The sequence below is a fragment of the uncultured Fretibacterium sp. genome (genome assembly GCF_963544685.1).
Classification (GTDB): Bacteria; Synergistota; Synergistia; order Synergistales; family Aminobacteriaceae; genus CAJPSE01.
Map to the genome: position 1 here is coordinate 1 of NZ_CAUUGJ010000078.1, position 11578 is coordinate 11578.

The following is an 11578-nucleotide window of genomic DNA, read 5'->3' on the forward strand; positions in this document are numbered from 1 at the left end:
GCTTCCCGAGAGGACCGTCTCCTCGTCGCGGGAAAGTACGCGCACCGTATTGGTATCCGCCCCGAACCCGCACCCGGGCGCCAGCACGTCGTTCGCCACGATCAGGTCCAGGCCCTTCCGCTCCATCTTCGCGCGCGCGTTCTTCAGGAGGTCGTCGGTCTCCGCCGCGAAGCCGATCAGGACCTGCCCGGGCCTCTTGCGCCGCCCGACCTCCGCCGCGATGTCCGGGTTCTGCTCGAGCTCGATGGAGACCGTCTCCCGTCCCTCCCGCTTGATCTTGCGGGGGGAGCGGTCCCTTGCGCGATAGTCGCCCACCGCGGCGGCCTTGACCACGCAGGAGGCCCAATCCGACTCCTCCATGACCGCATCGTACATCTCGAGGGCGGAGACGACGCGGCGAACCTCCAGCCCATGGAGCGTCCCCGTCCCCTCGACCGGCCCCAGAACCAGCTTCACCTCGGCGCCGCGATACCACGCCGTGCGGGCCATGGCGATACCCATCCGGCCCGTGCTGGGATTGGAGAGGTAGCGGACCGGGTCGAGGTACTCCCGGGTCGGCCCCGCGGTCACCAGAAGACGGACGCCCTCCATGTCCCGTTTCGGGGCCAGGGCACGGAACAGCTCCTCCAGGATCAGGTCCGTCTCCGGCAGCCGCCCCCTGCCCTCGTAACCGCAGGCCAGAGCGCCGAAAGCGGGGTCGACCACGCGAACCCCCCGCTCCGACAGGATGCGCAGGTTCTGCTGCGTCGCGGGATGCTCGAACATGTGCACGTTCATCGCAGGGAACAGAAGGACCGGGCCCCTCGCGGCAAGCAGGGCCGACGCGATCAGGCTCTCTCCCCTCCCGTGGGCCAGGTCCGAAGCGGTATTGGCCGTACAGGGGGCGACGAGGACAACCTCCGCCCAATCAGCCAGCCGTATATGCGGGATCTCGAACCCCCGTTCGCAGGAGAGGAAATCGTCCTGACGCCAGACCCGGCGCCCCGACAGCGTGGAGAGCGCAAGGGGGCTGACGAGCCGTTCCGCTGCGCGCGTCATGAGGATCTCCACCTCGCAGTCCAGCCTGACCAGCCGGCTGACCAGCTCCGGGATCTTGTACGCGGCGATGCCCCCCGTCACGCAGAGCAGAACTCGCCGGGCCCGCTTCCAGGCGATCATTCGACGCCCGAGGGCTCGGGGATCCGCTTCGTCCACTCCTCGGGGACCTCCCCCTTCTCGAACTCCAGCAGGGCCATCGACAGATATTTCTCGTTGATCGAAAGGTCCTCCTCCACCGTTTTATGCTCGCTCAGCCACCGGGCCCTAGCCGCCACCAAAGCCGTGATCTCGTACTTGTTGTCGGTCCCGCATTTATTCTCGAGCGCGTCGAGGTCGTAAAATTTCATCTCCGCAACCTGCCTTCCCTGAAATCCATAACCATTCTTCTGAGGGCCGTCGAGGCCTCGTCCAGATCGTCGTTCACCAGGACCCGGTCATATTTCGGGGCCTCCTTCAGCTCCCGTCTGGCGCTCTCCAGCCGGGCCCTGAGCTCCGTCTCCGTCTCGGTATGGCGTCCCCGCAGCCTGCGCTCCAGCTCCTCCTCCGAGGGGGGAAGAACGAAGATCGTGACGGCATCGGGGATGAGGGAACGAACCTGCAGGGCCCCCTGGACGTCGATCTCCAGAAGCACGTCCCGCCCCGCGTCCAGCTCGCGCTCGACGTCCTCCCTCAGGGTCCCGTAGCGGGGGCCTCCATGGACTCTGGCGTACTCCAGAAACCGCCCCTGCTCCACCATCCTCGAAAACTCGTCCTCGGAGACGAAGCGGTAGTCCACCCCCTCGCGGTCCCCGGGCCGGGGAGGGCGCGTCGTGCAGGAGACGGAGTAGGTCAGCCCCTCGATATCCCTCAGCGCCCGGGCGCGCAGCGTCCCCTTGCCCACGCCGCTGGGGCCCGAGAGGACAAAAAGCGTTCCCCTTTCCTTCGCCTTCATCGTTCCTCGATCCCTGTCATTTCCAAATTCATCTCATTCCACGTTCTGTATCTGCTCCCGGATCCGCTCGAGGCACGATTTCGCCTCGACGACCCCCCACCGGAACTCGGCGTCCCCCACCTTGGAACCCATCGTGTTGACCTCGCGGTTCATCTCCTGGATCAGAAAGTCCAGCTTGCGCCCCTCGGACTCCCCGCCTCCGGCCGTCTGGCGGAATTTGGCGATGTGGGCGGCGAGGCGCGCCAGCTCCTCCGAGACGTCCCAGCGATCGGACATGAGGGAGACCTCCTGGGCGAGCCGTCCGTCGTCGATTCCAAGTCCGAAATGCTCCACGACCTTCTCGATTCGGGTTCTGAGGGCCTCGACGGCCCCATCCGAGGCCGTTTTCCACCGCTCGGCGAGGAACGCCGCGACGGCCTCGAAGGCCCTCAGCTCCTCCTCTACGACCGCCAGCAGCTTGGCACCCTCCGAACGCTTCATCTCCATCAGAGAGGCGACGGCCTCGTTCAGCAGCCCGCTCCATGCCTCGGCGTCGAGCTCCGCCCCCCTCGCGGCGTCGGGCATGTCGCAGACCCCCGGAACGGACAAAAACGCCGTCAGGTCGGAGGGCGCCGGAAGCCCCATCCCCTTCGACAACGCCTGAACTTTTTCGAAGCAGGAGAGGAGGGCCCGCTCGTCCAGCACCGGGCTCCTCGCCCCGGGATTCCAGGCGACATCCGCGGAAAGCCTCACCTTGCCGCGCCTTATGGCGGAACGGAGGGAGGCGACCATCCAGCTCTCCAGCGAGGCGAGCTCGCGGGGCAGCCGCACCGAGAAATCCTGATACCGATGGTTGACCGACGTCAGCTCGAACGTCACGACCCCCCAGGGAAAATCCCGGGAGGAACGGCCAAATCCCGTCATGCTTAAAAACATCGCGACCTCCGTCTATCTCTTTCGTCCGAGGACGAGATTCCGAAAAAACAAAAGCCAGCCCCCGGGGAAAGGCAACATAGGGGCTTCGCCCCCCACGCCGCTATCGTGAGACTGAGCGGCCCGCAAGCGAAGCGAGCGGCCGCCGGAAGGCTCCCCTCCGGGGATAGCGGCGGCCCCGGCAAGCCTCCTTTTCAAAACAGGCAAGCTGGGGTACCGCCGGGAGGCCACATGAATCCAATCAGGGTTTCCTCAGCGCATCGAAGGACGCCGGGCGCGTAAACCATTCGCTGCGGGAGGCCAGCTCCCGCTCCACGGACATCAGAAGCCCCCGGAGCCCGGTCCCCTGCAGGGCGCTGATCCCCAGGACGTCCTCGCCCTTCACCCTCAGGGCCAGAGCCAGGCTCTCCGCCTCTCCCGGAGGGACGGCATCCAGCTTGTTCAGGACCAGCAGGCGGGGGAGCTCCCGACACTCGATCTCCGTCAGCGTGTCCACGATCACCTCGTAGGTGGACATGGCCTCGGGGTCGGAGGCGTCCAGCAGCAACAGCAGGAGCTCCGCCTCGCGAATCTCCTCGAGCGTGGCGCGGAAAGCGGCCACCAGCGCAGGGGGCAGGCTCCGGATGAAACCCACGGTGTCCGAGAACAGCACCGCGCCCCCGCCCGGAAGGACGATGCGCCGCACCGACATGTCCAGCGTGGAAAAAAGCCGGTCCTCCGCGAGGATCGATGCATCCCCGGAGAGGGCCTTCAGCAGGGTGGACTTTCCGCTATTCGTATACCCGACCAGGGACACCGTCGGGATTCCCCGTTTCTTCCGCCGATCCCGGACGAGACGGCGCTGCCGCCTCACGTTCTCCAGCTTTCTGGAGATCTCGCGCACGCGCCGCTCCAGCCGGCGGCGGTGGCGTTCAAATTCCGTCTCTCCGGGCCCGCGCGTCCCGATCCCCGCCCCCGTCCGGGACATCTGGAGTCCCAATCCCTTCAGGTGGGGGATCTCGTAGCGCGTCAGGGCCAGCTCCACCTGGAGGCGCGCCTCCGCCGTAACCGCCCTTCGCTCGAAGATCTTCATGATGACGAACGGCCGGTCCCAGACCGTCGCCCCCGTGAGCTTCTCCAGCGTGCTCTTCTGCACGGGAGAAAGCCGCTCGTCGACGACGACGTAACGGGCCGACCGCGAGAGGCAGAACAGGCGGACTTCCTCCGCCTTGCCCCTGCCGATCAGGCAGGCGGGGTCGGGACACTCCCTGCGCTGCACGACGCTCCCCAGCACCTCGATGCCCAGAGAACCCAGCAGCAGCGCCAGCTCGTCGAGGGAGTTCTCGGGCTCTCCCTCCCGGTCCGGAAGGGAGAGCCCCACCAAAATCGCCCCCGAGCGGGGAGTCCCACGCTCAGGACGGCGCCGACTCAAGGGCCCTCATGGCGTCCGTCAACGCCCCCATAATGACGTCCCTGCCGCCCCTGCTCTCATAGACCTCCGTGGGGAAGCGCAGAGGCCGCCCGAAGGTCAGGGTGATCCTCGACGGACGGACGAAACGGGAGCCCGTAGGCATGGCGTCGAAGCTTCCGTGGATGAAGGCCGGCAGAATCGGAGCGCGCTCCCTGGCGGCGATCAGGGCGACGCCCGCCTCCAGGGGCTGAAGGCGGCCATCCGGGGAACGCCCTCCCTCGGGAAAGATCAGGATGTCGCTTCCTTCGTGATAGAGCTTCATGAACCCCTTCAGGGCGCCCGCGGCCGAGGCGTTGTCCGCCCGCGAAACGGGCACGGCGCCGAGGGCACGGATCGAGGTTCCCAGAAACCACGAGCGGAAGAGTTCCTCCTTGGCGAAGTAGCGGAGGCGCCTCGGGAAAAATGACCCCACAACGAGGGGATCGAGGTTGCTGGCATGGTTGCAGGCCACGACCACCCTCTCGTCCGGGTCGAGGTCCTCCAGCCAACGGATGGAGCAGCGATTGTAAACTCTCAGGATGATCCGGAAGGTATTCCGGACCAGCCAGTAGAACAGCGGATTGGGCTTCACTGGGCTTCCTCCCTCCCCTCCGGCTCCAGCACGTCCCGGACGCGTCGCTCCAGATATTCCAGAACCTCGTCCTCCGTCATCTCCGAGGTGTCGACGAGGACGGCATCTTCGGGCCGCGTCAGCGGGGCTATCGCCCGGGTGCTGTCGAAACGGTCCCGCACACGTATCTGGGACAGGACATCCTCGAAGGGCACGGGCTCTCCCCTTCGCTGCAGCTCGAGGCAGCGGCGGCGGGCCCGGGCCTCCGGCGAGGCCGTCATGAAAAACTTCAGGGGCGCATCGGGAAAAACCACGCTTCCCACGTCACGCCCCTCCACGACCAAGGAACCATATTGTCTCTGCCCTCGCTGGAGATCCAGCAGCGCCTCCCGGACGCACCCCAGAGCCGAATAGGCCGAGACGATCCCATCCACGTGAGGCGTTCGGATCGCGGCGCTCACGTCCTCGCCGTTCAGGAGGACGCCTCCCTCCCTCAGCTCGATGGAGATTCCCCTCAAGGCCCCCCGCAGGTCCGCCGTGTCGTCGGGAGGGATGCCCTTTCGGTCCAGGTCGAAGGCTATGGCGCGATAGATCGCCCCGGTATCGAGGTAGCGGACGGACAACCGGTGCGCCAGCCGTTTCGCGACCGAGCTCTTTCCCGCCCCGGCCGGTCCGTCGATGGCGACGACGAAGGACACTCTCAGAACCCCCGCATGTCCGCCATCTCCTCGGTGGCCTTGCTCGCAAAATCCACGAGGTCTGACATCAGGGCCTCGAAGTTCGTGATGCCCAGCCGCTCCAGCGGTTCGGGGAACATGTAGTTCTGCATGCTGTCCGCCCCGATGCCGATCCCCAGCATCAGGCACATGGAGTTGGCCACGCTGACGACGTCCAGCAGAGGCTGAAACTCCGCAAACTCCTCCGGGAGCTCGTTGGGCTTGTGATGGTAGGCGACGGCGCACTGGTATCCCTTGGGAAGGTCCCACCGCTCCACCAGGATCTCCCCCACCATGGCGTGGTCGAACCCCAGCACCCGGAACTCCGCCTCCGTAAACGGGATCTGCTCCTCCTCGACCATCTTGACGATGATGCCGTATCCAAAGCGCACGTAGTCGTTGAGGACGACCTTTCCGACATCGTGAAGAAGCCCTCCGACATAGGCCTCCTCGGGGGAGACCTTTTTCGTGACCTGAGCGATATAGCGGGAGGCGTAGGCCACGGTCAGGGAGTGGCGCCACAGCTCCCCGCGGTCCAGGGCATAGCCCGAGAGCCCCTTGTCCATGACGGAGTAGACCGTCGCCGCCAGGACGATGTTGCTGACGTTCTTGTAGCCCAGAAGCGCTATCGCCTCGGAGATGTTCGACATGTGGCGTGTCATCCCGTAGGCGGCGGAGTTTGCCAGTTTCAGGATGCGCAGAACCAACCCTTCGTCACGAGAGAGGCTTTGAGCGACGTCCGACGCGCTGCTGGTAGGGTCGTTGAGCTTTCGCAGCGTCTCCACCACAAATTGAGGGAAGGACTTTATCTCCTTCATTTTGTTGATGATACGTGTCTTGATCAGTTCCCTTGAACGCTCGTCGATTTCACTCACGGACATGTCCTCCTTGCGTGAGGGCTATACTGCGCCACCTTCAAATATTTTAGTGTAGAGTTCGGAAAAAGACAATTCCACGAACTCGCCGACACGAAGGTTCTCCAGGACCATGCGTCCGACGCGGCGGCGGATCAGGGCACGAACCGAAAAGCCGGCCAGATTGGCCATCGTCCGCACCTCGCGCTTGAGCCCCTCTCCAATGACGACGCGAAGCCATCGCCCCCGCGGTTCCCTGTCCAGGGCGGAGAGGGCGATGGGCCGGACATGGCGCCCCTGGATCTCGAACCCGTTTCTCCAGCGCTCCGTCTGCCGCTCGTTGATCTCGATGTTGAGCAGCACCTCGTACTCCTTGGTCACGCCCTTGGACGGATGAAGGATGCTCTGGGCAAAGGAGCCGTCGTTCGTGAGGATCAGCAGTCCCTCGCTCTCCCGGTCGAGGCGCCCCGCCGGGTAGATGCGCTCCCGGCGCAGCCGCTCGGGCAGAAGGTCCACCACGACGGGGTCGTATTTGTCCGCCACGGCGCAGACCACCCCAACCGGCTTGTTCATCGCCACATAGACGTGCGCGGACAAAACCGCCCTGCGGCCGTCGCACCGCACGTCGTCCTTTTCCGGGTCGACCTCGAGGTAGGGAAGCAGGACGATCCTGCCGTTGACCCGGACCCGCCCCTCGAGAATCATGGCCTCGGCCTTGCGCCGCGAGGTCACGCCGCACGCCGCCAAAAAAGCGTTAAGACGCACCGGTCTCCTCCTCCCCCTCGGGGAACGGTCCCTCCGGCCCGGCATCCTCCAGAGGGTCGGCCCCAAGCTCTCCAAGCTCCTCCAGGCTCGGCAGGTCCGCTATCGCCTCGAGGCCGAAGAGCTCCAGGAAACGCGGCGTCGTCCGATAGAGCAGGGGCGACCCGCTGGCCTTCTTGCGCCCCGCGATGCGCACGAGCCCATGGCTCAGAAGCGTCTCGATGACCCGTTCGGAACGAACCCCGCGCAGCTCCTCCACCTCGGACCTCGTAACGGGCTGGTTGTACGAGATCACGGCCAGGGTCTCCACCGCGGCCCGGCTGAGCCGGACGCGCCCCCTGCGCGAGGTATCGCGGAACAGGGCGAGCACCTCGGCGAAATGAGGGTTGGTCTCCAGGACCCACCCTCCCGCGACGGACCTGAGGACCAGGCCATGCCCGCCCTCGAGGTGCGCGGCCAGCTCCGACAGGGCGGAGGACACCTCCCCCCCCGAGACGCCGAGCACGGACTGCAGTTCCCCGGACGGGACGGGAGAGACGGCAAGGAAGAGCACGGCCTCGATCTGGGCCGCAAGGACGGACAGGCTCCGCCGCTCCTCGACGTGATCGGAGCTCTCAGGACTTCGCGCGGACCGTGACATCGGAAAAAAGGGTCTCCTGCTCTATGCTGATCTTTCCCATCCGGCACATCTCGAGAAGCGCCAACAGCGTCACCACCAGCAGTTTGACGGATTTGGCCGCCCCGCACAACGTGCGGAGCGACAGCAAAGAATCCCGGGCCAGCTGCTCCTCGAGCTCTCCGATACGAGCCTGGATCTGGGATTCCTCGGGAAGGGCCTCGGGGATCCCGCTCCACTCGGCGTCCTCCACCTCGTTCCAAAGCGCATTTTCATCCCGGCCGCGGGACCTCGACCAGCGCTCGAAAAGCCCCCACCACACCCGAGAAAGGAAGTAGAGGTCCCCGATGTCATATTCCAGCTCCTCTGGACGGGGGGCCTCCGGGACCTCGTCCTCCTCGACGACGCGGCGGAAGTAACGCATCTCCCGCTCCCTGCGCTCCCAGAGCCACCGCGCGGCCTCCCTGTAGGGACGATAGCGCGCCAGCGTCTCGAGAAAGGCCTCCTCGTCGACATCGGAGTCCGGATCCTCGCAGTCCGTCCCGGCCCCAGGGGCGGATTCGGGCAGGAGGGAGCGGGTCTTCTCCAGCAGAAGACCCGCGGCCATAAAGAAAAACTCGGCGATCGTCTCGGCCGAGGCCGAGCGGGTCCTGGCCAGATACGCTCCGTAGATGCGGACGAGGTGGGCGACCTTGATGCGGGATGCCTGCATCTGACGGCTCTCCACCAGGTGGCACAGGAGGTCGAGCGGCCCGGAGAATCCGTCGACGGAGACCTCGAAGACCTCCCTGGGCATCGGTCCCCCCGGAGCCTCAGGGCAGAATCCTACCGGGAGAAGGCCGGGACAAGCCCCATGGCGGGATAGAGGGTATCCATCGTCTCCCGTGCCTTTGCCCGCGCCCGCTCCGCCCCGTGGGCAAGGATATCGTCCATGAGCTTTCTGTCCCCGGCATACCTCGCACGCCGCTCGTGGATCGGCGCCATCATCTCCTGGATATGGGCATTCAGCTTCTTCTTGCAGTCCACGCACCCGATCGACGCGGAACGGCATCCCGCGTCGATCTCCGCGCGCTCGGCGGCATCGGGATTGAAGACCTTGTGCAGGTCCCACACCGGACACTTGTCGGGGTCTCCGGGGTCCGACCTCTTGATGCGGGCCGGGTCCGTGACCATGGTGCGCAGCTTGTTCCACACCGACTCGGGCGCCTCCGAGATCTGCAGGGAGTTGCCGTAGGACTTGCTCATCTTGCGCCCGTCGGTCCCCGGAACCTTGGGGGTCTCGGTCAGCAGGGCCTGAGGCTCGACCAAAAGCCCCTCCCCATAGAAGTGGTTGAACCGCCTGGCGATCTCCCGGCTCAGCTCCAGGTGTGCGCTCTGGTCCTCGCCCACCGGGACCCGGTCCGCCCGATAGAGCAGGATATCGGCCGCCATCAGGACGGGATAGCCCAGGAACGCGAAGGTGTCGAGATCCTTGTTCCTGATGTTTTCGATCTGTTCCTTGTAGGTGGGATTGCGGTAGAGCCAGCCCAGAGGGGTGATCATGGCAAGCGCCCAGCCGAGTTCCGCATGCTGCGGGACGTGCGACTGAATGAAGATGGCGCACTTCTCGGGATCGAGCCCGACCGAAAGCCAGTCCAGCAGGGTATCGTAGCAATAGCCCGCGGTATTTGCGGAGTCGGCGTAATTGGACGTCAGCGCGTGCCAGTCGGCTATAAAGTAATAGCACTCGTAATCGTCCTGAAGCCGAACCCAGTTGCTCAGCGCACCGGCCATGTGCCCCATGTGCAGCAGGCCCGTCGCCCTCATTCCGCTCACAATCCGTCCTTTCACCGACGAGACACCCCTTCGTTCTGCAATTCAAAAATCCCCTCGAAAATTTGGTAAACGGAGGCGGCGGGCGACGCGTCCGCTAAAGACGAAGCGGGGACGCGAGGCCCCCCGCTTCGATCAGGACCGTATCGAGAACGCCCGGCACGGCGAGCCGCCGCGCCAGCTCCTTCAGGGAGGCCCGCTCCATCTCGGCGTGGCCGACGACGGCGACCGGCATTCCCTCGCGCACCGCATCCAGCAGCACATGATACTTCGCGTCGGCGGTGACGTACAGGTCCGCCCCCTCCGCCCTGGCGCGAGGCCACAGATCGGCTCCCGATCCGCCGCAGAGCGCCACCCGCAGTATACTACAACTCTCGGACACGTAACCGTCGAGCCACGACAATCCCCAGGCCCGCCTGACCCGCTCCAGCGCCTTCCCGGCCATAAGGGGTTCCTCGAAATTCCCGACCGCCCCCAGTCTGGCATCGGGGTCGAGGACGGAGACATCCCGAAGCCCCAGGAGGCGGGCCAGTTCGAAGCTGACGCCGCCCTCCGCGGAGTCCCAGTTGGTGTGCGCGGCAAGGACGGCGACGCCCCGTTCGACGGCGGCAAGGACCGCCCGCCCCGGATCGCGGGAGAGATCCAGGTGCCTGATCGGGGAGAAAAAAAGGGGATGGTGGGTCAGCAGCGCCTCGCATCCGCGCTCCGCGGCCTCCACCACCGCCTCGGGGAGAGGGTCCAAGGCAATGCCCAGCCTGCGGACCTCCCGATCCGGATCGCCGACCATCAGCCCGACGTTGTCCCAATCGGCGGCCAGGGCAAAGGGCGCCGCCCGATCGATCTCCTCCAGCACCGACCTCAACTTCATGCGCGTCACCTCCGGCATCCTGAGGAAGCTCCCACTCGAATCGGCGCTTCCTCCAAATAAAAAAAGCTCCCACAAAGTAGGAGCGGATCGTCTATGGTGGGCCCACCTGGACTTGAACCAGGAACCTTCCGGTTATGAGCCGGCGGCTCTGACCACTTGAGCTATGGGCCCTCGTATGGCATGACCAATAAAAACGCACGAACGGACGCTATATTTTAACCGTCATTCGACGCGAATGCAACTTACGGGGCAGCTGCTCTCTGCCTCCTTGACGGACGGATCGTCGCTCTCCTCCCGCAGGACCTTGGCGGTCCCCGCATTCTCGTCCAGGACAAAACATTCCGGACTTATTTGAGTGCACACGCCGCAGCCGATGCAGGCCGAGCGATCCAGAGATACCTTCATGGATCCCATCCTCACCTCCGTACCCGTAAGCTCCAGGGAGCGCGCTTATTGTATTATGCTGGTGCCTCATCGTCAAACCTGCCGACGGACGAGCCGGCAAAATGCTCTATCCATCCGCTCCGCCGATCCCTGCGGTCCCCTTCCCGAGGACGGCAAAAACATCTATCGGTTATAATAGCCTTCATAAAATATTTTCGGGCTCCCCATTCGCATCCTGCTGCCCCGTGATGACGAGGAGAGGCTTTGCCATGTCGCTTAAAAGAGAAAAATACAAGAACGGCCACGTGCCGGCCATTCCCGTTTTGTTCCTGTTCCTCCTGTTCGTTTTGCTCGTCTCGTCTCCCGCCCAGTCCGCTCCCCGCGTCGAACGTCAGACCCTGTCCCTCTCGAAGGACCGGAAACAGGACCTGAAGAAGCTGTCCGAGCTTTGCCGCTCGAACAAGCTGACCTCGGCGGACGTGCTGTGGGCCAACGACCTGACCGTCGACCGCCTCACCGAGGGAACGACGCTCATCATCCCCGCCTCCAAACAGGACATCCTGCCCGTCTGGCAATCCATCCAGAAGGAGAGAAAGGCCGAGACCGACACGCTGGTGTCCATCAAGCTGCATGGAGTTCCTGTCTCTTATACACATCTGACGCTGCCGACGACTAGTCGAGTGTA

General features: G+C 64.9%; 15 protein-coding genes and 1 tRNA gene. 1 reads left to right on the top strand and 15 read right to left on the bottom strand.

The features are described from left to right. The 15 genes from coaBC to ABLA28_RS08085 form a co-directional block, all read right to left on the bottom strand. Positions 1 to 1194 (bottom strand): bifunctional phosphopantothenoylcysteine decarboxylase/phosphopantothenate--cysteine ligase CoaBC (coaBC, locus tag ABLA28_RS08015; protein WP_347713216.1); only part of this gene is annotated, 1194 nt, incomplete at its 3' end. Next, positions 1155 to 1385: a DNA-directed RNA polymerase subunit omega gene (locus ABLA28_RS08020; RefSeq protein ID WP_299302178.1), complete on the bottom strand. Its 231-nt coding sequence runs from the start codon at positions 1383 to 1385 to the stop codon at positions 1155 to 1157. The genes ABLA28_RS08020 and coaBC, both read right to left, overlap by 40 nt. Next, positions 1382 to 1969, bottom strand: coding sequence for a guanylate kinase (gene gmk, locus ABLA28_RS08025; RefSeq protein WP_299302181.1), 588 nt, complete (start codon positions 1967 to 1969; stop codon positions 1382 to 1384). The genes ABLA28_RS08020 and gmk overlap by 4 nt, the downstream gene beginning before the upstream one ends. A 33-nt stretch (positions 1970 to 2002) precedes the next feature. Then, positions 2003 to 2884, bottom strand: coding sequence for a YicC/YloC family endoribonuclease (locus tag ABLA28_RS08030; RefSeq protein WP_347713217.1), 882 nt, complete (start codon positions 2882 to 2884; stop codon positions 2003 to 2005). A 238-nt stretch (positions 2885 to 3122) separates the two neighbouring features. Then, positions 3123 to 4241, bottom strand: coding sequence for a GTPase HflX (gene hflX / locus ABLA28_RS08035; protein ID WP_347713218.1), 1119 nt, complete (start codon positions 4239 to 4241; stop codon positions 3123 to 3125). 31 nt (positions 4242 to 4272) lie between these two features. Further along, positions 4273 to 4902 carry a lysophospholipid acyltransferase family protein gene (locus tag ABLA28_RS08040; RefSeq protein WP_347713219.1) on the bottom strand — a complete coding sequence of 210 codons (630 nt, stop codon included), beginning with the start codon at positions 4900 to 4902 and terminating at the stop codon, positions 4273 to 4275. Continuing rightward, positions 4899 to 5579 (bottom strand): (d)CMP kinase, encoded by a 681-nt coding sequence (gene cmk, locus ABLA28_RS08045; RefSeq protein ID WP_347713220.1) that lies wholly within the window; start codon positions 5577 to 5579, stop codon positions 4899 to 4901. Before cmk ends, ABLA28_RS08040 begins: the two co-directional genes overlap by 4 nt. A 2-nt stretch (positions 5580 to 5581) precedes the next feature. Further along, positions 5582 to 6472: an HDOD domain-containing protein gene (locus ABLA28_RS08050; protein WP_314715698.1), complete on the bottom strand. Its 891-nt coding sequence runs from the start codon at positions 6470 to 6472 to the stop codon at positions 5582 to 5584. A gap of 24 nt (positions 6473 to 6496) precedes the next feature. Further along, complete coding sequence (locus ABLA28_RS08055) at positions 6497 to 7216, bottom strand: pseudouridine synthase (protein WP_347713221.1); 720 nt, start codon at positions 7214 to 7216, stop codon at positions 6497 to 6499. Next, complete coding sequence (gene scpB, locus ABLA28_RS08060; RefSeq protein ID WP_347713222.1) at positions 7206 to 7853, bottom strand: SMC-Scp complex subunit ScpB; 648 nt, start codon at positions 7851 to 7853, stop codon at positions 7206 to 7208. Before scpB ends, ABLA28_RS08055 begins: the two co-directional genes overlap by 11 nt. Then, positions 7828 to 8625 carry a ScpA family protein gene (locus ABLA28_RS08065; RefSeq protein ID WP_347713223.1) on the bottom strand — a complete coding sequence of 266 codons (798 nt, stop codon included), beginning with the start codon at positions 8623 to 8625 and terminating at the stop codon, positions 7828 to 7830. Before ABLA28_RS08065 ends, scpB begins: the two co-directional genes overlap by 26 nt. Before the next feature lie 29 nt (positions 8626 to 8654). Then, positions 8655 to 9659 (bottom strand): tryptophan--tRNA ligase, encoded by a 1005-nt coding sequence (trpS, locus tag ABLA28_RS08070; protein ID WP_347713224.1) that lies wholly within the window; start codon positions 9657 to 9659, stop codon positions 8655 to 8657. 79 nt (positions 9660 to 9738) lie between these two features. Then, on the bottom strand, positions 9739 to 10509 hold the full coding sequence (locus ABLA28_RS08075; protein ID WP_347713225.1) for a Nif3-like dinuclear metal center hexameric protein: 771 nt from the start codon (positions 10507 to 10509) through the stop codon (positions 9739 to 9741). Between the two features lie 94 nt (positions 10510 to 10603). Then, a tRNA-Ile gene (locus ABLA28_RS08080) sits at positions 10604 to 10680 on the bottom strand. Between the two features lie 51 nt (positions 10681 to 10731). Then, positions 10732 to 10914, bottom strand: coding sequence for a ferredoxin (locus ABLA28_RS08085; RefSeq protein ID WP_299300232.1), 183 nt, complete (start codon positions 10912 to 10914; stop codon positions 10732 to 10734). A gap of 248 nt (positions 10915 to 11162) precedes the next feature. Here ABLA28_RS08085 and ABLA28_RS08090 point away from each other — a divergent pair. Continuing rightward, the coding region (locus tag ABLA28_RS08090; protein ID WP_347713226.1) for a hypothetical protein at positions 11163 to 11578 on the top strand (416 nt) is incomplete at its 3' end.